Origin of the sequence: uncultured Tessaracoccus sp. (genome assembly GCF_947286155.1) — a bacterium.
Lineage (GTDB): Bacteria > Actinomycetota > Actinomycetes > Propionibacteriales > Propionibacteriaceae > Arachnia.
On sequence record NZ_CAMYPD010000013.1, the window covers coordinates 37,759 to 60,014 of the forward strand.

Genomic DNA, 22,256 nt, shown 5'->3' on the forward strand with positions numbered 1-22,256 from the left:
CAAGGCACGCGCGCATCAGCGCAGACAACGCGCGAGTTTGAACAGCGCCAGCGACGCTACCAAAAAGCAGGGGGTCAAGCCCCTGCTTTCGAAAAGAAAAAACTCCGTGCGGTGCCGCATCTGGGGCTGTGCACAGCCTCGGACAGGCTCAGAACAGCACGGTCGCGAGGCGTCGCCTTGCCTTTAGCACGACGGGGTCCGTTCGGCCGATCACTTCGAACAGCTCCAGCACGCGCACGCGCACTTCCTCCTTTTCTTCGGGTGACGCCGTCGCCGCGAAGTCGAGCAGTCGTTCGAGTGCCTGCTCATTTGCGCCCTGGATCACCTCGAGGTCGGCAGCCTCCAGCTGTGCTTGCAGGTCATCGCTGTTGCCGGCGTTGGCCACCACCTGGGCGGGATCGAAGTGCGTCGAGCGTTCGAGCAGGCTCGCCTGAGCGCGCCCGGCGATCACTTCCACATCGTTGGGCGTGTTTTGCAGCAGCTTGTCGAACTCCTCGACGGCCTTGGCGTAGTCACCGGCCTCGAGCGCCGCGTCGGCGGCCGCAAACTTGGGGTTCGCGGCCTGCGCCTCTTCAACGCCAGACGACGCGCCTCCTCCGACGGGTTCCGCGCGGCCGGTCATGCCGTTGGCGACGGCTGCCTGCGCCACCTGCTCCAACACGGCCTTGATCTCTTCGGCGCTCTTCGTGCCCTGGAACAGCGGCGCCATCTGGCCCGCGATGAGTGCCACCACCGTCGGCACTGCCTGTACGCCGAGCGCCTGGGCGATGCGGGGTTGCTCGTCGACGTTGATGCGCCCGAGCAGGAAACGACCAGCCTCCGCGTTGACGGCGTTTGCGAGCGCCTTGGACACCGCCTCGCCGTTCGGGTCACGAGGCGAGTAAAACTCGAGCACGACGGGGTGCTGCGTGGATTGGGCAGCCACCTGCTCGAACTCGGCCTCAGTGATGGCCATAACGTAGTTCCCGTCAGCGGCTGCACCAGCCGATTGCGACAAATGGGACAGATCGACGGCGCCAGGACGGTTGAATTGCTCGGAAGTCATGCCTCTATATTCCTAGCCCGCTCGCAGTTCTTCAAACAGCCATAGGATGAAGGCATGGCACATGAACGCGCGGGCCAGGTGGCCCAGGAATCCGACCTCATCGACGTCGATGCGCTGCTGGGCGCATACTACGACCTCACCCCAGACCCCAAGAACCCCGATCAGCAGGTGGTGTTCGGCACCTCCGGCCACCGCGGATCCAGCCTGGATACGAAATTCAACGAACTCCACATCGCCGCGACAACGCAGGCCATCGTCGAGTATCGCGCGTCGCAGGGCGTCACCGGTCCACTCTTCATCGGCAAGGACACCCACGGGCTCTCGCTTCCCGCGTGGAAGACCGCCATCGAGGTGCTCGCCGCCAACGGCGTCGAGGTGCTCGCCGAGCGCGAGGACGAGTACACGCCCACACCAGCGGTGTCCCGAGCCATCATTCGCTACAACCGTGAGCATGACGCGAAGGCCGACGGCATCGTCGTGACTCCCTCCCACAATCCGCCTCGCGACGGCGGCTTCAAATACAACCCTCCGCACGGTGGCCCCGCTGACACTGACGCCACGTCGGTCATCGCCGCGCGAGCCAACGAGCTCATGGCAGCGCCCTCGGGCATCAAGCGCGTGCCTTATGAGCAGGCGGAGGTGCAGCGCTACGACTACCGCACGCCGTACTGCGAGGAGTTGGCGCTCGCGATCGATTTCGACGCGATCAAGGCCGCAGGCCTGCGCCACGGGGCAGACCCGATGGGCGGCGCGTCGGTGCAGTACTGGCAGTTCCTGGCCGAACAGGGCCTGCCCATCGAGGTGGTGAACCCGACGGTCGACCCGACGTGGCGCTTCATGACACTCGACACCGACGGCAAGATCCGCATGGACTGCTCCTCCCCCAATGCGATGGCCTCGCTCGTGCAGCAGCGCGACAAGTTCTCCGTCGCCACCGGTAACGACGCCGACTCCGACCGTCACGGCATCGTCACCCCCGATTTCGGGCTCATGAACCCCAACGCGTACCTCGCGGTGGCAATCCACTACTTGTTCTCACACCGTCCGGGATGGAGCGCCGATGCTGGTATCGGCAAGACCTTGGTGAGCTCGTCGCTCATCGACAAGGTGGCAGGCAAGCTCGGCCGCACGCTCGTCGAGGTTCCCGTCGGCTTCAAGTGGTTCGTTCCTGGCCTGATGTCTGGCGACATCGGCTTCGGCGGCGAGGAGTCTGCAGGTGCGTCGTTCCTCGACAAGCAGGGTATGACGTGGACGACGGATAAGGACGGCATCCTGTTGAGCCTGCTGGCATCTGAGATCATCGCGGTCACCGGGCAGTCTCCCAGCGAGCACTACGCGCTACTGGAGAGCGAGTTCGGTAAGTCGTACTACGCGCGCGTCGACGCGGAAGCCAACCGCGAGCAGAAGGCACGACTCTCGAAATTGAGCCGCGATGACGTCACCGTCGAAGAACTCGCCGGCGAACCCATCACGGCCGTGCTCTCGCACGCGCCCGGCAACGACGCGGCGATTGGTGGCATCAAAGTCACCACCGAGCACGCGTGGTTCGCCGCGCGCCCGTCAGGCACCGAAGACAAGTACAAGATCTACGCGGAGTCGCTGAAGGACGAGGCTCACCTCGCCGAGGTGCAGGCAGCCGCCAAGGAGATCGTCGACGGCGCCCTGGCCTAACGCGGTTCACCGCCGGCAGCGCTATCCGACCCCGACGTCAATCAGTTGCATCTATGTGGAAAGCTGGAGCTATGGAGAATCAAGATCTGTTCATCTGCATCGATCACGTTGGCATCGCCGTCCCTGATCTGGACGAGGCCATCAAGTACCACGCCGAGAAGTTCGGCTGGCGTGAACTCCACCGTGAAGTGAACGAGGAACAAGGCGTTGCCGAGGCCATGATTGGTACCGGCACGCAGGGCGAAGAGAACGCCAAGATTCAGCTGCTCGCTCCGCTGAACGAGGAATCCACCATCGCGAAGTTCCTCGACAAGAAGGGGCCGGGTCTGCAGCAGCTCGCCTACCGCGTGGCGGACATCGATCACGTCATGGAGGTACTGAAGGAGCGCGGCGTGCGTCTGCTCTACCCCGAGCCGAAGCGTGGCACCGCGGATTCCCGCATCAACTTCGTGCACCCGAAGGATGCCGGCGGCGTGCTCCTCGAACTCGTGGAGTTGAAGAAGTAAATTCACTGAACATCGGGTTTCAGAGGGTGGACATCCACAAGGGTCCACCCTCTGTTCTTGCACCGGGGTAGATATAAGCTGTCCTTGCAGCCCACACGATGCGTAAGGAGACTCACGTGGTGGACCCATCCCGCGACATGGAATCTGAAGAGACCGGCCTCAACCTCTTCGACGACAAAGCGACCGCAGCCGGCAGCTTTCCGGCCTCAGTGCTCGGTTACGAGCGCCATTCGGTGGACACGTACGTACGCGAAGTCGAATACCAAGTCAGCGACTTGAAGCAGCGCCTACGTTCGCTGCAGCGGGAGATGGCCTACATCCGGGCCGAAGTTGGCGAGACGGATTTTGAGAAGCTCGGTGCGCACGCGACGGGGCTGTTGCGCGCGGCTGAGGCGCAGGCCAAGGACATCGTCGATCGCTCTGAACGCGAGGCCGAGCGCATCGTCACTGAAGCGCGACGCTCCGCTAATTCGCTGCGTGACTCCGCGCAACAGGAAGCTGACGATATCCGCTTGACGGGTGTCGCGTCGCTGCGTGATCTTCGCACGGAGCAGTCCGCCGCGTGCCAGCAGGCTCTCGACGAAGCACGCGCCAGCGCCGCCAAGATCGTCGAGGACGCCGAACAGCAGCGCGACACCTTCATTGCTGGTGCCCGCTCCGAGGCGAGCAGCATCGTCGAGGCGGGGCGCGTCGAGGCGGAACGTCTCCGCGTGGAGGGCGAACGCGACGCGTCCGCTATCCGCGAGCGCGCATACAAGGAGGCAGAGCAATCGCTGGCCGATGCCAGTGCTGCCGCCGACGCTGCCGCAAACGCCATCTCCGAGCACCGTGCGCTCAACGAAACCGAAGCAAAGCAGGCCGCAGACGAGGTCGCCGCCGCCCGCACGAACGCCTCCGAGATTCGCCAGACCGCGCTCGAGGATGCCGAAGATATTCGTGTGACCGCGCATCGTGAAGCGGAAGCCATCATGGCCAACGCACGGAATAGGGCGAAGGAAGTACTCACGAACCTTGAAGAGCGCGCGGAGTGGCGCAAGGACGAACTCCAGCGCGAGGTCAGTGTGCTCGAGGCGCGGAAGCGAAGCGCCGTGGCGCAGCTCGCCAACCTCCGCGCGCTCGCAGCCGAGGCCGACGAAGAGTTCACCAGAACCGAAACCGAAGCTGCGCTGGACGACATCGTTGAGGTCCCAGACGAGGTGTTGCCGGAGGCCGGCCCGGAGGAACCAACGACCGAAGTTCGGTTGAGCGATGCCGCATCTGCGGAGGCATCCGATGCCGAGGTCACGGAGGAAACGAGCCTCACCGAACCAGACACGTCCCCTGCGGATGAAGATGAGGACGACGAAGCTGAGTTGGAGAACGCCGAAGACGAGGTGGATTCGGTGGACGGAGAGAACGCAGCCGACGACGAACCCTCGACGAAAGCATGAACGAGGAAACGAAACCTCAGCGGAAGTCGGTGCTCAAGAAGGTGCGCTCAGCCCTCGCACCCGCACCCGTCGAGGAAGAACCTGAGCTGCCGGAGCTCTCCGACGAGCAGCCGCACGACTCCCCTCAACCGGGTCCCTTCGCGAAGGGGTTCTTCGGAGCACTTGGTGTGCTCGTTGCCATCGCGCTCAGCCAGGCGGTGCTCGCGGTGCAGAACATCGTCGTACTCACCGTCTTGGCCTTCGTGCTGGCCCTCGGCGCAAGCCCGTTGATCACCTTCCTGCAGCGCAGGATGCACAAAGTGGTGGCGATGGCCCTAGTGACGATCACCGTGTTGGGTATCGTCGCACTCGGCTTCGTCACGGTGGTGCCGCTGCTCACACAGCAGGTGACGCTCCTGGTGCGCAACCTTCCGCGCATGCTGAACAATCTGCTCGCCAACCGACAGATCAGAAATCTCAACGAGCAGTACGGCATCATCGACAAGGCCCAAGCGGCGCTACAAACCAACAACATCGGCCATCAAGTCTTTAACGGCGTGCTTGGCGCTGGTGCGGTCGTGGTGAACTTCGTGTTCTCCCTCATCATCACGCTGGTGCTCACCCTGTATTTCATCGGCTCGCTGGATAAAATCAAGCAGCTCGTGTACAGCCTGGCTCCGGCCAGCAAGCGCGCCTCAGCCAAACGCATCGCCAATCAAATTTTCGCCGGCGTATCGGGCTACATCCAGGGCATGATCATCATCGTGCTGCTCGCCACAAGCTCGGCCTTCGTGTTCCTCTACTTCGCGGGCATGCGTGACTACGCCGTCGCGTTAGCGTTCATGCATGGGCTCCTGTGCTTCATCCCGGTGATTGGCCCGCCCACCGGCGCAGTCATCATCACGCTCGTGGCGTTCACGGTGAATCCGACAACGGCCATCGCCGCCATCATCTTCTTCGTGGTGTATCAGCAGGTAGATGCCTACGTGATCTACCCCCGCGTGATGAACCACACGGTCAAGGTGCCCGGGGTACTCGTCATCCTCTCTGCCCTTGTTGGCGGCATTCTCTTGGGTATCATCGGCGCACTGTTGGCGATTCCGACCGCCGCAGCGCTCATTCTCATTTTCAAGGAAGTGGTGAAGCCAGCGCTGGATCGTCGCTAGTTAGGGCCGGTGCGTGCGACGCTGGTAGCGTTGCCTGGGTGAGATTGGTGATTGCGCAGTGTCAGGTCGACTATGTCGGACGCCTCACCGCCCACCTTCCAATGGCCAAGCGGCTCCTACTTATCAAAGCCGATGGCTCGGTGTCCGTCCACGCCGACGACCGCGCCTACAAGCCGCTCAACTGGATGAGCCCGCCGTGCACGCTCACGGTGCAGGACCCGGAGCCGACGACGGCTGAGGAACTCGGCGTCACCGAGGAATGGGTCGTCCGTGCCGCCCAAGGCGACACCCTGCACATCAAAATCGGTGAGGTATTCCTCGATACGGCCCACGAACTCGGCGTCGACCCTGGGCTTGTCAAGGATGGCGTCGAGGCCCACCTGCAAGCGCTGTTGGCCGAACATCCGTCGACGTTTGGGGAGGGCTGGAGTCTGGTCCAGCGCGAGTTCATGACGCCGATCGGCCCTGTCGATTTATTGCTGAAAGATGCGGAGCACCGCTACGTCGCAGTCGAGGTGAAACGCCGCGGCGAAATCGACGGCGTGGAGCAGCTCACCCGTTACCTCGAACTGATGAACCGGGACCCGCAGATAGCGCCGGTACGCGGCGTCTTTGCGGCACAGCAGATCAAGCCCCAGGCCCGAACGCTCGCCCATGACCGAGGCATCGAGACGCTCTTGGTTGATTACGATGCGCTGCGTGGGCTCGACAACGCAGACGAACGGTTGTTCTGATGGGGCGTAAACGTCCGTCGAAGCATCTACGTTCCCCGCGTCCACTGCGTATGGGGCAAGATGTGCGGCGCCGCATCGTCGACGGAAGCTCCTTCTTGAGCCGCACGATCCGTCCCGGACAATCCTCTAAGGACTACCGTTGTCCTGGCTGCAATCAGTTGATTCGGGCAGGGCTCGGACACGTCGTCGTCTGGCCTGAGACTCCCCCGCTGGGCGCGGAGTCCGGCATAGATGTGCGACGTCACTGGCACTCGAGTTGTTGGGAGCGCGTATGACCCTCTACACCCGAACAGTTGGCGACGGGCCCGTCGACGTCGTCTTCATGCATGGCCTATTTGGTCAGGGAAAGAACTGGTTTACCGTCGCACGCGCGCTGGGCGCGGTGGCTACTTCGCACCTGCTCGACATGCCGAACCACGGCCATAGCCCCTGGACGGTCGAGTTCGATTACGACGAGATGGCGGACATCGTCGGCGACTGGATTCTCGATACCTTTGACCACCCGGTGGTCGTGGTGGGGCATTCGATGGGCGGAAAGATCGCGATGCGTTTCGCGCTGCAGCGTCCCGACGCAGTCGCCGGGCTGGTCGTCGTCGACATTTCCCCTGCCCGCAACGATTCAGCGCTCAATTTCACCTCGCTGGTGGCAGGGTTGAAGAGCCTCCCACTGGACGACGTTGTGAGTCGCGGCTGGGCTGATCGGGTGCTGGCCGAGCGGATTCCCGACGACGACATCCGGCGCTTCCTGCTGCAGAATTTGCAGCGCAAGGACGGGGCGTGGAGTTGGCTGCCCAACTTGGACTTGTTGGGCGACAATCTCCATGCGGTTGCCGGGTGGAAACCAGCAGCCGGGTCGAGCTATGAAGGTCCGACGTTGTGGGTGGCCGGTGGACGCTCCGACTACATCAAGGAATCACACGACGCCGTGATGCGCGAACTGTTTCCTGCTGTGCGGATGGTGACCGTGAAGCGGGCTGGCCACTGGGTGCATGCCGACGACCCAGACACGTTCGTGCAGACGCTCCGCCTCTTCCTGAGCGAACTGTCTGACTAATCAGCCCAACGTCACGCTCTTGATGTGCGCTTCGGCGTTGGGTTTCTCGGGGCCTGCATCGCCCGTTCCTGCCCTGGCAATGCCTCGCACCACTTCGAGCCCAGCATCATCCATCGTCGCGAACACGGTGTAGTCGGGGGGTAGCGCGGAATCGTCGAAGACGAGGAAGAATTGTGAGCCGTTGGTGTCTGGGCCACGGTTCGCCATAGCAACCACGCCCGAGATATAGGTGAGGTCGTCGGTGGTCTCGTCGGCGAAGGAATAGCCGGGCCCACCCATGCCGGTGGCGGTTGGGTCTCCGCATTGCAGGATGAAGATGCCCTCGTCGACAAGCCGATGGCAGTCGGTGTCGTCGAAGTATTCCTGTTCGGCGAGTGAGAGGAAACTATTGACAGTGCAGGGAGCTTTGGCACGATCCAAAGTGAGGTTGATGTCTCCGGCAGTGAGCTGCAGCGTCGCGCTCACGGTGGCTTGATGCTGCACATTCGTACCCGGCGGTGGGTCTACCGGGCGGGCCGGTTCCATCTGGTCAGAGGGATACTCGCACTGCGTTGCCGTGCTGACGGATTCCCCGTCGCCCGAGTTGGACGCCGACTGGTTAGCATCCGCACACGCTGACAACGTGAGCGCTACGGCCACGGACACCAAGATCACCTGAGATGTACGCACGTAGGGCAGCCTATCCGCTACTAGGCTGGCAAGCATGGTCACACTCTCAAAGATTTACACTCGCACTGGCGACGGCGGCGAAACCCGCCTCACCGACAACTCCGTCGCTCGAAAAACCGACCTGCGCGTAGAAGCCTACGGGCAGGTGGATGAGGCGAACTCCGCCATCGGGCTCGCAGTTGCGTTCGGGCTCCCTGAGCGCATCGTGGAAATGTTCGACGTGGTGCGCAGCGAGTTGTTCGACCTCGGCGCAGACCTCTCCAATCCGCTGAGCGAGCACCCCAAATGGGAGCCGCTACGTATCGTCCAAAGTTCAATCGACCGGCTCGAAACATTTTGCGACGAGCTGCAGGAAGGGCTGCCCGTGTTGCGGTCGTTCATCTTGCCGGGTGGTACCCCGGCCGGCGCGCAACTCCACGTCGCCCGGACCTTGGTGCGCCGTGCGGAGCGCACCGCTTGGGCATGCGTCGAGACGTACGGCACCGAGCCCAGCGACGAAGATGGCAAGGGCGGGGTGAACACGCTGGCCGTCACGTACCTCAATCGGCTCTCGGACCTGCTGTTCGTCATGTCGCGCGTGACGAACGGGACGGACCACGAGACGCTGTGGGTGCCCGGCACGGATAGAGCCAAGCCCCCGCAGTAGCCCGGGGATCATCCGACGAGGCACACACCTCAAAGTGTGAGATCTATTGCGGAAACCCGCAACAACTCTCACACTTTGAGGGACATCGTCCGAGTTAGCCATCGTGCAATCCAATGCGTCAGGAACTGAGTAGTAATCTCACGATCATCCTCCACTAGGACGCGTTGCTCAGGCTGATGCCGACAAACGTGATGATCACACAGTGTCCCCGCTGTGTTACTAAGCGCCCACTGGAGCACGGCTTGCAGAATATGAGCATTGCCAGTGCAGCTGCGAGGTTGGAAGCCGATCAGGTTGCGGGAGTTATCCGCACAACACCAACTCAAAGACCCCGCACGACGCTACGTCGTGCGGGGTCTTTGAGTAGTATCAGTAGCCTCTCTTTCTGTTCGCGTTCGCGATCCACCACCAATAAACGAGGTTGCCAAGCCCTGCGGTGAGCAGGAAGAGAATGATATGGACGACAAGGCTGTGGCGCTTCTTCGGGAGTCGCCCGTATCCGGCGGCTGCCGATGCCGAGGCCGCTGCAGAGTTATTGATGATGATGGGGGGACCTTGATATCCCTGTTGGGAGGTCTGCTGTGACGTCTCCCGCTCGTCGAACTTCAAAATCCGTACGCAGATGAGATGAAGGGCCCGATTTAGGGGTGTTTGGTCAAACTGCGTACGGATTTTGAAGTTTTTCACTCGCTGCGTCTCGATGCGACGACTGCGTCGCCTACTCGATAACCGGGGCGGAGCGCGCGTATCGACGGTGGTTGAGTAGCGCCCGGAGGGCGCGTATCGAAACCACACACCCCGCAGGATCTACTCGGGTGTGGCTGGCCCCGACGGTGGGTACAACCCTGGAGGTGCGGCTTCCATCCAGCTCATGAGTGCGGTGGCGACGTCGCGTTCTACCCCAAAGTAGTAGCTGCGTCCGCTCACGGCGTCTCGAACAGTGAGGACGCACGAGTTGTCGTACAGCAGAAATGAGTCGGCACGGCTGGGTTCCCTCGCTGCGCTGGAGTGAATCTGTCCTCGCCGCAGCCGCAATGCGGGGCGCATCGAGAGTGAGAACGCGCGAAACCATTGGAGCTCTTCCCCGCGGTACCTCCCCATGCCCAAATGCCAGCGAAAGGTCGGGTCCTCTCCCACGCGCCGCATCGCGCAGTCGAACGCACCGCCCTGGCCGGTGAGCCAGCGTCGCCGGGCATAGAGAAAGACCAAAGGCACGATGATGAGCGCAACGAACAGCAAGACTGCCCAACCTACGTTCCACCACATCGGCGCGCTCACCTCCTTGATCGACTCAGGGCAGCCCCCACATCGTGTGAGGACCGCCCTGAGTATTGACTACAACTGCTACTTCGACGCGTACTGCTCAGCCGCGGCGAGCTGCGCCTTCAACATGTGAATGCGATGACGTTCAGCGTCGCTCTGCTCTCCCGCTTGGTACTTGAGCATGAGCTCGTCCAGTTCCTTTTGTGCCTCAGCAGTGGAGATCTCATCGCCCAAGGACGCCGTCTGGGTGAGGATAGACACGCGCCCATCCGCACAAGAGATGAACCCTTCGTCAACGTACAGCGCTTCCTGTCTGCCATCGGCAGTGACAATCTGGACTCTGCTGGGGACGAGCAGCGCGAACACCGGCTCGTGCCCGGGCAGGATACCCATGTCACCTTCGACGGTGCGCACAATCACTTGCACCGCCTCGCCGGACCAGACACGTCGGCTGGCGGACACTACTTCAAGCTTCAGCGGAGGACGTGCCACGATTAGGCGTCCTTCTTCATCTTGTCGTAGTTCTCCATCACCATGTCCATGCCACCGACGTTGAAGAACGCCTGCTCAGGCACGTGGTCGACGTCGCCACGGCAGATCATCTGGAAGCCCTCAATGGTGTCAGCCAGCGGCACCGTCGAGCCCTCAATGCCAGTGAACTTCTCGGCCATGTAGGTGTTCTGCGAGAGGAACTGCTGGATGCGACGTGCACGGTTCACCGTGATCTTGTCTTCCTCAGACAGCTCGTCAATACCGAGGATGGCGATGATGTCCTGCAGTTCCTTGTTGCGCTGCAGAATCTGCTTCACCTGGGAGGCGGTGTCATAGTGCTCCTGACCCACGTACTGCGGATCAAGGATGCGCGACGAGGACGTCAGCGGATCCACTGCCGGGTAGAGACCACGCGAAGCGATCTCACGCGAGAGCTCCGTGGTGGCGTCCAGGTGAGCGAACGTCGTCGCCGGGGCCGGGTCGGTGTAGTCGTCGGCCGGCACGTAAATGGCCTGCATCGACGTAATCGAGTGGCCGCGGGTCGACGTAATGCGCTCCTGCAGCTGCCCCATCTCGTCTGCGAGGTTGGGCTGGTAGCCAACCGCCGACGGCATACGTCCGAGCAGCGTCGACACCTCGGAGCCGGCCTGGGTGAAGCGGAAGATGTTGTCGATGAACAGCAGCACGTCCTGGTTCTGCACATCACGGAAGTACTCCGCCATGGTCAGGCCGGTGAGCGCGATACGCAGACGCGTGCCCGGGGGCTCGTCCATCTGGCCGAAGCACAGCGCGGTGTCCTTGAGGACTCCGGCCTCCTCCATCTCGTTGATGAGGTCGTTACCCTCACGGGTGCGCTCACCAACGCCGGCGAATACCGAGGTACCACCGAAGTTGTGCGCAATGCGGTAAATCATCTCTTGGATGAGCACCGTCTTACCCACACCAGCGCCGCCGAAGAGGCCGATCTTGCCGCCCTTCACGTACGGGGTGAGCAGGTCGAGCACCTTGATGCCCGTCTCAAGCATCTCCGTACGCGATTCGAGGGCGTCGAACGGCGGCGGATCGCGGTGGATAGGCCAGCGTTCGGTGACCTCGACGGTGGCCGGGTCGGCGTTGAGCACGTCGCCGGTCACGTTCCAGACGTGGCCCTTGGTGACATCGCCGACAGGAACCGAGATGGGTGCCCCGGTGTCCACCACTTCGGCGCCGCGACGCATTCCGTCGGTAGGCTTCAAGGAGATGGCACGCACGATGTTGTCGCCAACGTGGAGCGCCACCTCGAGGGTGATCGTCTGCTTGATGCCCATGACGTCGGTCTCCACCTTAAGTGCGTTGCCGATCTCAGGGAGCTGATCAGCCGCGAACTCGACGTCCACCACAGGGCCGATGACTCGGGCGACGCGCCCGGCTGCCGTGGTCTGTGCAGTAGTTGTAGTCATTTCCTACCTCATTGGTTTCAGGCTGATTCGGACAGCGCCTGTGCGCCACCCACGATTTCTGTGATTTCTTGCGTGATCTCGGCCTGTCGGGCCTGGTTTGCCTCGCGAGTGAGCTGCTCGATGAGGCTCTGCGCGTTGTCCGTCGCCGACTTCATGGCCTGCTGGCGAGACGCAAGTTCCGACGCAGCCGCGTCCAGCAGTGCGGTGTGGATGCGGTCGGTCACGAACATGGGCAGCAGCGCGTCGAGCACTGTCTGTGCGTCGGGCTCGAACTTGTAGAAGTGGTTGTCGCTCTCGTCCGGGAAATCGTCCGGATCGGCATCCACTACTTCCAGCGGAAGCACCCGCAGCGCGTTGGTCTTCTGGGTGATCATGGACTCAAAGCGGGTGGTGATGATGTGAATCTCATCGACGCCGCCCTCATCCGTGGGTTTCAAGAAGGCATCCAGCAGCACCCGAGCGATTTCCTTCGCATCCTGGTACGAAGGACGCTCGGAGAACCCCGTCCAGCTCTGCGTGATCTCATGGTCGCGGAACTCGTGGTACGCCACACCCTTCTTGCCCGTGAGGTACAGCTGCACTTCCTGATTCGCGACGGTACGCAGATGCTCACAGACTTCCTCACCGAGGCGAATCACATTGCTGGAGTAGGCGCCAGCCAACCCGCGGTCACCGGTGATCACCAGCACCGCAGAGCGCTTGGGCACCTCGGCGCGCTGCAGGAACGGGTGTTCCAGATCGTAGGCGCCCGCCAGCATGGACACTGCCTTCGTCAACTCAATGGTGTACGGCAGTGCTTCACGCTGGGCCTGCTGGGCCTTCACGATGCGCGACGAAGCAATGAGCTCCATCGCCCTCGTGATCTTCTTGGTAGCCGAGACGGACTTTCGTCGCTGTCTGAGCTCCCGGAGACTGCTGCCCATGCGCCGATCAGCCCCGCTTCTTGCGGACGATCTTCTGCTGGTCGATGTCCTTCTCGTCGAGGGCGTCGAACTGCTCGACGCCGATGGTGTTGCCCTCGGAATCCTTGAACGTGCGCTTGAAGTCAGCAAGCAACCGCAGCGTGGCGTCCTTATCCTCGTCCTCGAACACCTTGCTGTCGGCAACGTGCTGCAGCACTTCGCCGTTGTGGCGGAGGTACTCGAGGAAGTCCTGCTCGAAGCGCAGGATGTCCGCAACCGGCACATCGTCCAGGTGGCCCTCGTTGCCGAGCCACACCGACACCACCTGGTCTTCCACCGGGTACGGCGCGTACTGGCCCTGCTTCAGCAGCTCGGTCAGACGCGCGCCGCGCTCGAGCTGACGGCGGGAGGCCTCGTCGAGATCCGATGCGAACATCGCGAATGCCTGCATGTCGCGGTACTGCGCCAGGCCAAGCTTCAGCGTGCCGGAGACCTTCTTCATGGCCTTCACCTGCGCAGCGCCACCGACGCGAGACACCGAGATGCCAACATCGATAGCGGGGCGCTGGTTAGCGTTGAAGAGGTCAGACTGCAGGAAGATCTGACCGTCGGTGATCGAAATCACGTTGGTCGGAATGTAGGCCGATACATCGTTGGCCTTCGTCTCGATGATGGGCAGACCCGTCATCGAACCGCCGCCGAGCTCGTCGGAGAGCTTCGCACAGCGTTCCAGCAACCGCGAGTGGAGGTAGAACACGTCACCGGGGTACGCCTCACGGCCCGGGGGGCGGCGCAGCAGCAGCGACATCGCGCGGTACGCCTCAGCCTGCTTGGTGAGGTCATCGAACACGATGAGAACGTGCTTGCCCTGGTACATCCAGTGCTGCCCGATGGCAGATCCAGCGTAGGGAGCGATGTACTTGAAGCCCGCGGGGTCGGAGGCGGGGGCGTGCACGATGGTGGTGTATTCCATCGCGCCGGCCTTCTCGAGCGTGCCTTTCACCTCGGCGATGGTGGAGCCCTTCTGACCAATCGCGACGTAGATGCAGCGCACCTGCTGCTTCGGGTCGCCCGACTCCCAGTTCGCGCGCTGGTTGATGATGGTGTCGATCGCGATGGCCGTCTTGCCGGTCTTGCGGTCACCAATGATGAGCTGACGCTGGCCGCGGCCAATCGGGATCATCGCGTCGATGGCCTTAAGGCCGGTCTGCAGCGGTTCGCGAACTTCCTGGCGGTCCATCACGCCCGCGGCCTGGAGCTCCAGTGCACGGCGGTCTTCGATGTCCTTGATCTCGCCTAGACCGTCGATGGGGTTACCCATCGCATCGACGACACGCCCGAGGTAGCCCTCGCCCACCGGCACGGAGAGCACGTCGCCGGTGCCGTGCACCGTCGAGCCCTCGTCAATGCCTTCGGAATCGCCGAGCACAACAACGCCGATCTCACGCTCATCGAGGTTCTGCGCGATGCCGAGCGTGCCGTTCTCGAAGCGGAGGAGCTCGTTTGCCATCGCAGAGGGCAGGCCTTCCACGCGTGCAATACCGTCGCCCGACGTGACAACCCGGCCAACCTCAGTCTTGCTGGCACCTTCCGGCTTGTACGCAGCGACGAAGTCGTTCAGCGCACCGCGGATCTCGTCTGGACTGATGGTCAGTTCAGCCATTGGGTCCTACTTTCGCTTAGGAGTGGATGAGCTGGCGCCGCACGTCCTCGAGGCGGCCAGCAACTGTGGATTCGTAAACGTCGTGTCCGATAGCGACGTTGATGCCCCCGAGGATGTCGGGGTCGACGCTCATCTGGACCGACACGGGACGCCCGGTCTTGGCCGCTAGTGCAGCGCGGAGGCGTTCGAGCCTCGCCTGGTCGAGCGGTCGGGCCACGGTGACCTTCGCGACGAGGGCTTGCGAGATCTCCGCTGCCTCATCGAGGTAGTCATCGATGGTCTTGGTGTAGCTGCGACGGTGTCCGCTCACCGCACGTGCTGCGAGCAACGCGGTCACCGGGTGCACATCGGGCCCATGCAGCTTCGCGATCAAGCCGCGCCTGGATTCCAAGCTGAACGTGCTGTTGCGCAACGTGGTGGTGAGCTCCGCGGAGCTACCCACCGCATCACTGATTACGTGCAGCTCGCTCGTCACCCGCGTCAACGCGTCTTCAGCCTGGGCGCTGTGCAGCGCGGCCTTGACACCGTCGAGCTCGACAGCTCGCATCATGTCGTCAGCGTCGCGCCACGGTGCCTTGACCACCCGCTCCAGGCAGTCAAGCGAAGCGTCGCTCACGCGCGACCCAAACAGCTTGCGAGCCAGCTCAGCGCGCCGCTCGGGCTGGGCGGATGGATCAGACAGCGCGCGACGCAGCATCGGCTGGCCGGCGAGCACGTCGGTCAGTTGGAAGAGTTCGTTGGCTGCGTCGAGTGAAGTCATCGGGCTGCGCCTGCCTGCTCAAGCTCGGCAAGGAAACGATCCACGGTACGCAGCGCGCGGTCATCGTCGTCGAGCGACTCTCCGATGATCTTGCCTGCGAGTGTGGTGGCCATGCCGCCCACTTCGCCCTTGAGCTCGTTCATGAGCTGTGCGCGCTCTGCCGCGAGCTGTTGACGACCTGCCTCCAGGATGCGGTCCGATTCCTTGGTGGCCTTGTCGCGGGCCTCAGCGAGAATCTGGGCGCTCTGGTTCTTGGCGTCCTCACGGATCTTGGCGGCCTCTTCGCGTGCTCCCGAGAGCTGATCCTGGTACTGCGCCCTGGCTGCCTCGGCTTCGGCCTCAGCGGCAGCAGCACGCTGCATACCACCTTCGATCTTCGAAGAACGTTCCTCGTACATCTTCTCGAAGGCTGGAACAATCGCCTTCGCCATGATGAGCCAGAGGATCAGCAGCAGGGCGATGCCCCCGATGATCTCTGAGAGGTAGTGAGGCGCCAAGGGACCAAAATTGACCTCTTGGGGTACCCACATGGTGGAAACCATTCGCACGGCCTCAGTTCAGGACGAACGCGAGGGCGATGGCAATAATGGCGAGGGCCTCAACCACGGCGAAGCCGATGAACGCGGTGCTCATCATGGCGCCACGGGCCTCAGGCTGGCGGGCAGTACCGTTAATCACCGAGGCGAAGATCCATGCCACACCCAGTGCAGGGGCGATGGTGGCGATGGCGTAGCCGATCATGTTGATGCTGCCGTTGATTTCGAGGAGCTCCATTTGATTACCTTTCGGATGTGTTCTTCTGGTTAGGGAAGAAGAGTGTGGGTCAGTGTTCCTCAGCGATGGAGGTGGACACGTATTGGGCGGAAAGAACGGTGAAGATGTAGGCCTGCAGCGCGCCGATGAACAGCTCGAGCAGCATGATGATGAGGCTGAACAAGAAGCTCACGCCGCCGGAGATGTTGTAGAACAGGTTGTCCTGGTACGTCAGCAGGAACCCGCCACCGACGACGAACACCATCACGACGAGGTGACCGGCGAACAAGTTGGCAAACAAACGCAGCGCCAGAGTCAGCGGGCGCGTGATGAAGGTGGCGAGGAACTCGAGGGGCATCACCAGCGGCAACAGGTAACCGGGGACGCCGTCGGGGATGAGCGACTTCTTCAAGAATCCGAGCACACCCCACTTCGCCATGCCCGCCCCGACGTACACGCACCACGCGACCATAGCCATTCCGTAGGCGAACCCCACGTTGGAGAACGTCGGATACATGAACAAGAACAGCTGGCCAAACCAGTTGTTGAACAGCAAGAACGTGAACAGCGCGAGCAAGAACGGCAGGAACTTGCGGTACTCGGCGTGCAGGATGTCTCGCGCAATGCCGTTGCGCACGAACTCGTACACGAACTCAAAGAAGTACTGGCCTTTGGACGGCTGCACCTTGAGCTTACGTGAGCCGATCCACCAGAAGATGATGACCAGCAGGCAGCCAATGATGGCCTGTGCGAGGGGCTTGTTGAACCAATCCGGAAGCACTCCGGGCCAGATGGAGCCCCACTTGAAGTCGTCGACTCCAGGCGGCGTGTAGCCACCACCCTCCATTGGAACCAGGCCAATCGTCACTTGACGCTCCCGTAACGCTTGTAGATCAAGTAGATGCTAGCCACAAGTCCTGCGATGAGGCCAATTGGTAGCAGCCATGAGGTACCCAAGAAATGATCTCCAAGCCAACCCAAGGCGCCGTAAAACACGATGCCGGCAAGGATGTAGCTGATTGCCACCATGCCATCTTCACGGCCGGTGGGAACCTGGCTGCCTGCCTTCGACGGTGACGGTGTGGTACCCATGACGAGCCCGATGCTAGCAGGAAATCTTAGGTTTGCTCATCTTCCGAAATAGCTGGGGCAATCTCGTCGTAAATGGGCACGCGTTGACGGCTCGCGACGATCACTACTCCACCCACCCAAGCGAACACGGTGGCGGTCATGGATGCGACGAGCCACCCGTCGACGATGTGGGGGGCGACGGCGTCGAGTGACAGGATCCCCCAGAGCCCAGCCGCGATGCCGACGACCCTCACCGCATAGCTCACGAGGACGAGCGCAAGGCCCTGCATGGGCTCCATGTCGGAGGCGATGGCCTCCAACCACTGCCCTATCCCGTAGAAGATCACCACGGTGGCGAAGCCGAGCACCGAGGTGAGCACTCCGTCGGCCCCGGAAAGAATCGCCGCAAGTGCGATGACGATGAGTCCGGCGACGTGCGCGCCGACGACGCCGCCGATCATCATCTGCTTGGCCCGTCGAGCGGCCCCGCTCACAATGCGCTCAGCGGCTGCCATCGTCGCCTATCGGGGTTCGGGAGGACCGAATGGGACGCACCGTCCAGATCAAGACGATGACGAGGAAGGCGACGATGCCCCAGCCCACGAGCGCCGAGTCGCTCAGCCCAATGGCTACCAGGCCTCCCGAGACAAGAGCCGTCCAGGAATACATGAGCAGTACGGCGCCACGGATGGAATGCCCGCGTGCGACGAGGCGATGGTGGATGTGGGAACGGTCGGCGACGAACCAGTACTGGCCGTTCATCGTGCGGCGAATGTAAGCCAGACCGAGGTCAAGTAGGGGCAGCACCAGCGCTGCGAACGGGACGAGAATGGGAAGCAGCGCGGGAAGCACGTCGGCACTGCCGCCAGTGAGCGCTGAGGGGTCGATCTGCCCGGTGAACGAGATGGTGCTCATCGCCATCAGGAGGCCGAGCAGCATGGAGCCGGCGTCGCCCATGAACATCTTCGCCGGGTGCCAGTTGTGCAGGAGGAACCCCAGACAGATGCCGGCGGTAGCCACGGTGATGAGCGACGCCGTCGTCGCGCGCACCAGTTCGTGCTCGTAGGCCAGGAAGTATGCGTAGGAGAAGAACGAGAGCGCTCCGATGGCGACAACGCCCGATGCCAACCCGTCGAGGCCGTCGACGAAGTTCACGGCATTCGTGCACAGCGCGATGAAGAACATGGTGATGAGGATGCTGCTCGCATCGTCGAGAGCGATGATGCGGTCGGGCAACGGAATCCAGTAGATGCGCACGCCTTGCAGCACGACAATGCCCGCGACGAGCCCCTGGCCGCCGAGCTTCACCAAGGCCGGGAGGTCGATTTTGTCGTCGATGGCACCGATCAGCGTGAGTATCAGGCCCGCAATGACGACGGCAAACGCGTCGTGAGCGACGATGGGGTGCCGCCCGAGAAAGGGCATCTGCACCCCAAACAGCAATGCGACGGCGAGCCCAATGAACATGGCGACCCCACCTAAGTACGGGATCGGCAGCGTGTGCATGTCTCGTGCTCGAACTTGCGCGAACATGCCGATGCGGATGGCGATGTGGCGCAGCAAGCTCGCGGCCAGGAACGTTACCGAGGCCGCGACGAGGAACACCAGCAGATATTCACGCATCGTTCGTAGGCGGTTCCTCAGCATCGTGCTCGGTTTCGACGGGATCCGCCTCTGTCGCGGACTCGTCGGGATTCTGCTCTGGGGTCGCCGGCTCCTCGTCTTGGGCGTCCGGCTCGGGAGCTTCGGGTAGGCGAACGCTTGGCACTGCTTCTTGGAGTTGTTCGAGCGAGAGTTTGCCGAGTCGCAGCACCACGCCGTCGGGGTCCGAAGAACAGTCGACGATCGTGGAAGGCTCCGGGCCAGGTGTTGGCCCGCCGTCGAGAAACACTGCGACGGACTCCCCCAGCTGCTCCTGCGCGTCGGCGCAGTTCGTGGCCGACGGCTGCCCCGAAATGTTGGCGGAACTCACGGCGAGTGGGCCGGTGCGTCGCAGCAACTCACGGGCACCGTCGTGATCGGGAACGCGCAGCGCTACAGTGCCGCGAGTCTCCCCTACCTGCAAGTTCACTGACTTCTGCACGTCAAGTATCAGCGTCAGAGGGCCGGGCCAGAACGCGCGGGCTAATTCCTTGGCACTCTCGGGCACCTTCGCCACCAGCGCGCGCATCATCGATGGTTCGGCGATGAGCACCGGCGGTGGCATGTCTTGGCCGCGGTGCTTCGCGTCGAGCAGGGCCTGCACGGCTTCGGCGGAAAACGGATCCGCGCCGATGCCGTAGACGGTGTCGGTGGGAAACACGACGGTGGTGCCGTTCCCAATGGCAGTCACAGCAGCAGCGAATCCAGCTTCGCCAAGATCAAACGACTCACTCACGGGAACTATCCTGCCACTTGCTGTCCGCACTTGGGCCAACCCACTCGGCGGTCACGAATCTGTCGCGCCCTGCGAGGTCGCGGTGGCCCTCGATAGCGACGAAACCAAGCTGTTGAACGATCTCGATGACGCCTGGTTGGTGGGACTCGTCATGCTCGACGACGAGCACCCCGCTTGCTCGTAGCAATCGCGCGGCGGTCGTCGCCACCACTGGCATGGCATCCAGACCGTCTGGCCCTGCGAACAAGGCATCATCCGGATCGCGCCCCACCACGTCTATGGGCAGTGTTTCTCGCAGGCGTTCGGGAATGTAGGGCGGGTTCACTACGACGAGGTCGACCGTGGCGTCCAGCGTCGAGAGGGCGGTTGCCATGTCTCCGATCTCGACGGTGACGTCGACATCGGCAAGGTTTCGACGCAACCACGGTTCGGCGTCCGTCGAACGTTCATTGGCGAACCCTTCGACTCCCCCAAGCTCGCGCACGATGGAGCGGGTGATGGCTCCGGAACCGGCACACAGCTCCACGACCCGCCGGCGATCCGAGGGTCGCGCGGCAAGCAGCTCAATGGCCTTGCCTGCGACGAGTTCAGTCTCGGGGCGAGGGATGAACACACCCGGCCCGACGTGGAGGGTCTCGTAGCGAAAGTAGGCCTTGCCGGTGATGTGTTGCACCGGTTCCCCTTCGATGCGGCGGCGAGCCAGCGCCCGAGCGCGCTGTGCTTCGTCGGGGGTTATCTCCCAGCGTGTCAACAGCTCGCTGATGTCGGTGTCGCAGGCTTCAGCGACGAGCAGCCGCGCGTCGGAGCCTGGGCTGGGGAAACCTGCGGATGCGAACTCGTCGGCGAGTTCGAAGATGAGCTCCGTGGGCCGCATCACTGGCCCACGCTGGCCAGCCGCTCGGCCAAGTCTTGCTCAGCGAGTGCGTCGAGCGCAGGCCCGAGCTGTCCGTCGAGCACTTGATCGAGGTTGTGAGCCTTGAAACCGATGCGGTGATCGGTGATGCGGTTTTCGGGGAAGTTGTAGGTGCGGATGCGCTCGGAGCGGTCGACGGTGCGCACCTGCGATTTGCGACTCGCCGCAGCTTCCTCGGCGGCCTGTTCTTCCGCAATCTGGATCAGCTTCGAGCGCAGCATGCGCATGGCCGATTCCCGGTTTTGAATCTGCGAGCGTTCGTTCTGGCAGCTCACGACCGTGCCTGTCGGGAGGTGGGTGATGCGCACAGCGGAGTCGGTGGTGTTCACGCCCTGGCCGCCAGGCCCCGAGCTGCGGTACACATCGATGCGGAGGTCGTCGTCGTTGATCTCGATCTCGTCGGGTTCGACGTCGGGTGAGACGAGCACGCCGGCAGCGGAAGTGTGAATCCTGCCCTGCGTTTCCGTTACGGGCACGCGCTGAACCCGGTGCACGCCACCTTCGAACTTGAGTCGACCATACGGAGCGAACTCCGACTGAGCAGTACCCTTCACCGCGAGCGTGACAGACTTGAAGCCGCCCAGATCCGTCTCTTGCGCGTCAAGCACCTCAATCTTCCAACCCACGTGTTCCGCGTAGCGCTGGTACATCCGGAACAGATCGCCCGCGAACAGCGCAGATTCTTCGCCACCTTCGCCAGACTTGATCTCGAGAATGGCGTCATTGTCGTCGTTCGGGTCGCGAGGAGCGAGGAGGCGGGTGAGCTTCTCGGTCATGACCTCAAGCCGTGCGTCAAGCTCGGCTACCTCACCGGCGAACGCCTCGTCCTCTTCGGCGAGTTCCGCAGCCGCCTCACGGTCTTCCACGAGGCGTTGATATTCCTCCACGCTCTCGACGATGGGCCGTAGCGAGGCGTAGCGACGCCCCACCTTGCGCGAGCGGGAGAGGTCGCTCAGCACCTCTGGGTCAGCCAACTGCCCCTCGAGCTCATGGAATTCTTCAACTAAGGGGGCTGCGTTCTCGAACATATTGCTCCGACGTGAAAGTGGTGAAGGGGCACCGAGCTGCTACTCAGTGCCCCTTCAAAAATGATAGGTCGGTTCGGCAGCCAGAAGGCTGAGGAACCGGGCATCCGTGACCGCCCTTGGGCAGCGGCGGCACACGGAGTACTGCGACGCTCGCTCGTGGAGCGTGCAGCACGATCACTTCTTGGCGTAGCGGCGCTCGAAGCGGGCCACACGACCACCGGTGTCGAGAATCTTCTGCTTGCCGGTGTAGAACGGGTGGCAGGCCGAGCAGACGTCAGCGCTCAGCGAGCCGGACTCGGCCGTGCTGCGGGTGGTGAAGGTGTTCCCGCACGTGCACGTGACGTTCACCTCGTGGTAGGTGGGGTGGATTCCCTGCTTCATAGTGTTCTCCTCGTGGTGTGTTTCCCCGGGTCGCGGGATGGCACCCCGCGTGAACCGGCACAGCGTTTAAGTATGCCGCGAGACGCGCTCGAAACGAAATCGCCTCGCTGGTTTCATATGTTTGCTCATCACAATCGAGGGTGTAGTTGGTTTCTGAACCCGCCGCTTTCGAGGAGTGATCGGGCGATGTAGTTGGTGAGGTTTCGGAAGCACCTTCTATATGTCCGAATCCGAAGATGCAATCGCATGTCCAGCCACCGCACTACCCCTGTCTCTTATACACATCTGACGCTGCCGACGACTCCTTACGTGTA

The 22,256-nt window shown here is 62.6% G+C and carries 26 protein-coding genes; 7 read left to right on the forward strand and 19 right to left on the reverse strand.

What is annotated here, in order from left to right; translation table 11 throughout:
• Nucleotides 1–148 precede the first annotated feature (148 nt).
• Nucleotides 149–1,045 (reverse strand): tetratricopeptide repeat protein, encoded by an 897-nt coding sequence (locus Q0X68_RS04950; protein ID WP_297748407.1) that lies wholly within the window; start codon nucleotides 1,043–1,045, stop codon nucleotides 149–151.
• A 54-nt stretch (nucleotides 1,046–1,099) separates the two neighbouring features.
• On the opposite strand from Q0X68_RS04950, the gene pgm reads away from it, so the two are divergent.
• The 6 genes from pgm (at nucleotide 1,100) to Q0X68_RS04980 (ending at nucleotide 7,585) form a co-directional block, all read left to right on the forward strand.
• On the forward strand, nucleotides 1,100–2,716 hold the full coding sequence (gene pgm, locus Q0X68_RS04955; protein ID WP_297748410.1) for a phosphoglucomutase (alpha-D-glucose-1,6-bisphosphate-dependent): 1,617 nt from the start codon (nucleotides 1,100–1,102) through the stop codon (nucleotides 2,714–2,716).
• A gap of 71 nt (nucleotides 2,717–2,787) precedes the next feature.
• Nucleotides 2,788–3,222: a methylmalonyl-CoA epimerase gene (gene mce, locus Q0X68_RS04960; RefSeq protein ID WP_297740117.1), complete on the forward strand. Its 435-nt coding sequence runs from the start codon at nucleotides 2,788–2,790 to the stop codon at nucleotides 3,220–3,222.
• Between the two features lie 116 nt (nucleotides 3,223–3,338).
• Nucleotides 3,339–4,652 carry a DivIVA domain-containing protein gene (locus Q0X68_RS04965; RefSeq protein WP_297748413.1) on the forward strand — a complete coding sequence of 438 codons (1,314 nt, stop codon included), beginning with the start codon at nucleotides 3,339–3,341 and terminating at the stop codon, nucleotides 4,650–4,652.
• Nucleotides 4,649–5,797: an AI-2E family transporter gene (locus Q0X68_RS04970; RefSeq protein ID WP_297748416.1), complete on the forward strand. Its 1,149-nt coding sequence runs from the start codon at nucleotides 4,649–4,651 to the stop codon at nucleotides 5,795–5,797. The genes Q0X68_RS04965 and Q0X68_RS04970 overlap by 4 nt, the downstream gene beginning before the upstream one ends.
• 38 nt (nucleotides 5,798–5,835) lie before the next feature.
• The gene (gene nucS / locus Q0X68_RS04975; RefSeq protein WP_297748419.1) at nucleotides 5,836–6,531 is read left to right on the forward strand and encodes an endonuclease NucS; all 696 of its coding nucleotides are present in this window, start codon (nucleotides 5,836–5,838) and stop codon (nucleotides 6,529–6,531) included.
• 271 nt (nucleotides 6,532–6,802) lie between these two features.
• A complete protein-coding gene (locus tag Q0X68_RS04980) occupies nucleotides 6,803–7,585 on the forward strand; it encodes an alpha/beta fold hydrolase (protein ID WP_297748422.1) in 783 nt (260 codons plus the stop codon).
• Here the strand turns inward: Q0X68_RS04980 and Q0X68_RS04985 are convergent, their stop codons facing one another.
• Nucleotides 7,586–8,254: a peptidylprolyl isomerase gene (locus tag Q0X68_RS04985; RefSeq protein ID WP_297748425.1), complete on the reverse strand. Its 669-nt coding sequence runs from the start codon at nucleotides 8,252–8,254 to the stop codon at nucleotides 7,586–7,588. It abuts the gene before it with no gap.
• Between the two features lie 34 nt (nucleotides 8,255–8,288).
• On the opposite strand from Q0X68_RS04985, the gene Q0X68_RS04990 reads away from it, so the two are divergent.
• Nucleotides 8,289–8,900, forward strand: a complete 612-nt coding sequence (locus Q0X68_RS04990; protein ID WP_297748428.1) for a cob(I)yrinic acid a,c-diamide adenosyltransferase — start codon at nucleotides 8,289–8,291, stop codon at nucleotides 8,898–8,900.
• A gap of 369 nt (nucleotides 8,901–9,269) precedes the next feature.
• Here Q0X68_RS04990 and Q0X68_RS04995 read toward each other — a convergent pair whose 3' ends face one another.
• The 17 genes from Q0X68_RS04995 to rpmE all read right to left on the reverse strand — a co-directional run bounded on the left by Q0X68_RS04995 (nucleotide 9,270) and on the right by rpmE (nucleotide 21,942).
• Complete coding sequence (locus Q0X68_RS04995; RefSeq protein ID WP_297748429.1) at nucleotides 9,270–9,587, reverse strand: hypothetical protein; 318 nt, start codon at nucleotides 9,585–9,587, stop codon at nucleotides 9,270–9,272.
• A gap of 120 nt (nucleotides 9,588–9,707) precedes the next feature.
• Nucleotides 9,708–10,166, reverse strand: a complete 459-nt coding sequence (locus tag Q0X68_RS05000; protein WP_297748431.1) for a DUF2550 domain-containing protein — start codon at nucleotides 10,164–10,166, stop codon at nucleotides 9,708–9,710.
• A gap of 78 nt (nucleotides 10,167–10,244) precedes the next feature.
• Nucleotides 10,245–10,655, reverse strand: a complete 411-nt coding sequence (locus Q0X68_RS05005) for a F0F1 ATP synthase subunit epsilon (protein ID WP_108871915.1) — start codon at nucleotides 10,653–10,655, stop codon at nucleotides 10,245–10,247.
• A gap of 2 nt (nucleotides 10,656–10,657) precedes the next feature.
• Nucleotides 10,658–12,094, reverse strand: coding sequence for a F0F1 ATP synthase subunit beta (gene atpD, locus Q0X68_RS05010; RefSeq protein WP_297748436.1), 1,437 nt, complete (start codon nucleotides 12,092–12,094; stop codon nucleotides 10,658–10,660).
• 17 nt (nucleotides 12,095–12,111) lie between these two features.
• Entirely contained in the window at nucleotides 12,112–13,017 is a 906-nt protein-coding gene (locus Q0X68_RS05015; protein WP_297748439.1) for a F0F1 ATP synthase subunit gamma, read from the reverse strand.
• Between the two features lie 7 nt (nucleotides 13,018–13,024).
• Nucleotides 13,025–14,659, reverse strand: coding sequence for a F0F1 ATP synthase subunit alpha (atpA, locus tag Q0X68_RS05020; protein WP_297748443.1), 1,635 nt, complete (start codon nucleotides 14,657–14,659; stop codon nucleotides 13,025–13,027).
• A gap of 16 nt (nucleotides 14,660–14,675) precedes the next feature.
• Entirely contained in the window at nucleotides 14,676–15,419 is a 744-nt protein-coding gene (locus Q0X68_RS05025; protein WP_297748445.1) for a F0F1 ATP synthase subunit delta, read from the reverse strand.
• Nucleotides 15,416–15,949 carry a F0F1 ATP synthase subunit B gene (locus Q0X68_RS05030; protein WP_297748447.1) on the reverse strand — a complete coding sequence of 178 codons (534 nt, stop codon included), beginning with the start codon at nucleotides 15,947–15,949 and terminating at the stop codon, nucleotides 15,416–15,418. The genes Q0X68_RS05025 and Q0X68_RS05030 overlap by 4 nt, the downstream gene beginning before the upstream one ends.
• 22 nt (nucleotides 15,950–15,971) lie before the next feature.
• The gene (gene atpE / locus Q0X68_RS05035) at nucleotides 15,972–16,193 is read right to left on the reverse strand and encodes an ATP synthase F0 subunit C (RefSeq protein WP_297740145.1); all 222 of its coding nucleotides are present in this window, start codon (nucleotides 16,191–16,193) and stop codon (nucleotides 15,972–15,974) included.
• Nucleotides 16,194–16,242: 49 nt separating this feature from the next.
• Nucleotides 16,243–17,019, reverse strand: coding sequence for a F0F1 ATP synthase subunit A (atpB, locus tag Q0X68_RS05040; RefSeq protein WP_297748467.1), 777 nt, complete (start codon nucleotides 17,017–17,019; stop codon nucleotides 16,243–16,245).
• Between the two features lie 17 nt (nucleotides 17,020–17,036).
• Nucleotides 17,037–17,264: a hypothetical protein gene (locus tag Q0X68_RS05045; RefSeq protein WP_297748449.1), complete on the reverse strand. Its 228-nt coding sequence runs from the start codon at nucleotides 17,262–17,264 to the stop codon at nucleotides 17,037–17,039.
• A 26-nt stretch (nucleotides 17,265–17,290) separates the two neighbouring features.
• Nucleotides 17,291–17,758, reverse strand: a complete 468-nt coding sequence (locus Q0X68_RS05050; protein ID WP_297748452.1) for a hypothetical protein — start codon at nucleotides 17,756–17,758, stop codon at nucleotides 17,291–17,293.
• Nucleotides 17,745–18,866: a glycosyltransferase family 4 protein gene (locus tag Q0X68_RS05055; RefSeq protein WP_297748455.1), complete on the reverse strand. Its 1,122-nt coding sequence runs from the start codon at nucleotides 18,864–18,866 to the stop codon at nucleotides 17,745–17,747. Before Q0X68_RS05055 ends, Q0X68_RS05050 begins: the two co-directional genes overlap by 14 nt.
• On the reverse strand, nucleotides 18,859–19,620 hold the full coding sequence (locus Q0X68_RS05060; RefSeq protein WP_297748459.1) for an L-threonylcarbamoyladenylate synthase: 762 nt from the start codon (nucleotides 19,618–19,620) through the stop codon (nucleotides 18,859–18,861). Before Q0X68_RS05060 ends, Q0X68_RS05055 begins: the two co-directional genes overlap by 8 nt.
• Entirely contained in the window at nucleotides 19,613–20,494 is an 882-nt protein-coding gene (gene prmC / locus Q0X68_RS05065; protein WP_297748470.1) for a peptide chain release factor N(5)-glutamine methyltransferase, read from the reverse strand. The genes Q0X68_RS05060 and prmC overlap by 8 nt, the downstream gene beginning before the upstream one ends.
• Nucleotides 20,494–21,561, reverse strand: a complete 1,068-nt coding sequence (prfA, locus tag Q0X68_RS05070) for a peptide chain release factor 1 (protein ID WP_297748462.1) — start codon at nucleotides 21,559–21,561, stop codon at nucleotides 20,494–20,496. The genes prmC and prfA overlap by 1 nt, the downstream gene beginning before the upstream one ends.
• 174 nt (nucleotides 21,562–21,735) lie before the next feature.
• Complete coding sequence (gene rpmE / locus Q0X68_RS05075) at nucleotides 21,736–21,942, reverse strand: 50S ribosomal protein L31 (RefSeq protein WP_108871902.1); 207 nt, start codon at nucleotides 21,940–21,942, stop codon at nucleotides 21,736–21,738.
• Nucleotides 21,943–22,256: the final 314 nt, after the last annotated feature.

Coding starts and splice junctions, on each gene's coding strand:
- Q0X68_RS04950 (WP_297748407.1), bottom strand. CDS start 1,045: ATGACTTCCGAGCAATTCAACCGTCCTGGCGCCGTCGATCTGTCCCAT.
- pgm (WP_297748410.1), top strand. CDS start 1,100: ATGGCACATGAACGCGCGGGCCAGGTGGCCCAGGAATCCGACCTCATC.
- mce (WP_297740117.1), top strand. CDS start 2,788: ATGGAGAATCAAGATCTGTTCATCTGCATCGATCACGTTGGCATCGCC.
- Q0X68_RS04970 (WP_297748416.1), top strand. CDS start 4,649: ATGAACGAGGAAACGAAACCTCAGCGGAAGTCGGTGCTCAAGAAGGTG.
- Q0X68_RS04980 (WP_297748422.1), top strand. CDS start 6,803: ATGACCCTCTACACCCGAACAGTTGGCGACGGGCCCGTCGACGTCGTC.
- Q0X68_RS04990 (WP_297748428.1), top strand. CDS start 8,289: ATGGTCACACTCTCAAAGATTTACACTCGCACTGGCGACGGCGGCGAA.
- Q0X68_RS05000 (WP_297748431.1), bottom strand. CDS start 10,166: ATGTGGTGGAACGTAGGTTGGGCAGTCTTGCTGTTCGTTGCGCTCATC.
- atpD (WP_297748436.1), bottom strand. CDS start 12,094: ATGACTACAACTACTGCACAGACCACGGCAGCCGGGCGCGTCGCCCGA.
- Q0X68_RS05015 (WP_297748439.1), bottom strand. CDS start 13,017: ATGGGCAGCAGTCTCCGGGAGCTCAGACAGCGACGAAAGTCCGTCTCG.
- atpA (WP_297748443.1), bottom strand. CDS start 14,659: ATGGCTGAACTGACCATCAGTCCAGACGAGATCCGCGGTGCGCTGAAC.
- Q0X68_RS05025 (WP_297748445.1), bottom strand. CDS start 15,419: ATGACTTCACTCGACGCAGCCAACGAACTCTTCCAACTGACCGACGTG.
- Q0X68_RS05030 (WP_297748447.1), bottom strand. CDS start 15,949: ATGTGGGTACCCCAAGAGGTCAATTTTGGTCCCTTGGCGCCTCACTAC.
- atpE (WP_297740145.1), bottom strand. CDS start 16,193: ATGGAGCTCCTCGAAATCAACGGCAGCATCAACATGATCGGCTACGCC.
- atpB (WP_297748467.1), bottom strand. CDS start 17,019: ATGGAGGGTGGTGGCTACACGCCGCCTGGAGTCGACGACTTCAAGTGG.
- Q0X68_RS05045 (WP_297748449.1), bottom strand. CDS start 17,264: ATGGGTACCACACCGTCACCGTCGAAGGCAGGCAGCCAGGTTCCCACC.
- Q0X68_RS05050 (WP_297748452.1), bottom strand. CDS start 17,758: ATGGCAGCCGCTGAGCGCATTGTGAGCGGGGCCGCTCGACGGGCCAAG.
- Q0X68_RS05055 (WP_297748455.1), bottom strand. CDS start 18,866: ATGCGTGAATATCTGCTGGTGTTCCTCGTCGCGGCCTCGGTAACGTTC.
- prmC (WP_297748470.1), bottom strand. CDS start 20,494: ATGCGGCCCACGGAGCTCATCTTCGAACTCGCCGACGAGTTCGCATCC.
- prfA (WP_297748462.1), bottom strand. CDS start 21,561: ATGTTCGAGAACGCAGCCCCCTTAGTTGAAGAATTCCATGAGCTCGAG.
- rpmE (WP_108871902.1), bottom strand. CDS start 21,942: ATGAAGCAGGGAATCCACCCCACCTACCACGAGGTGAACGTCACGTGC.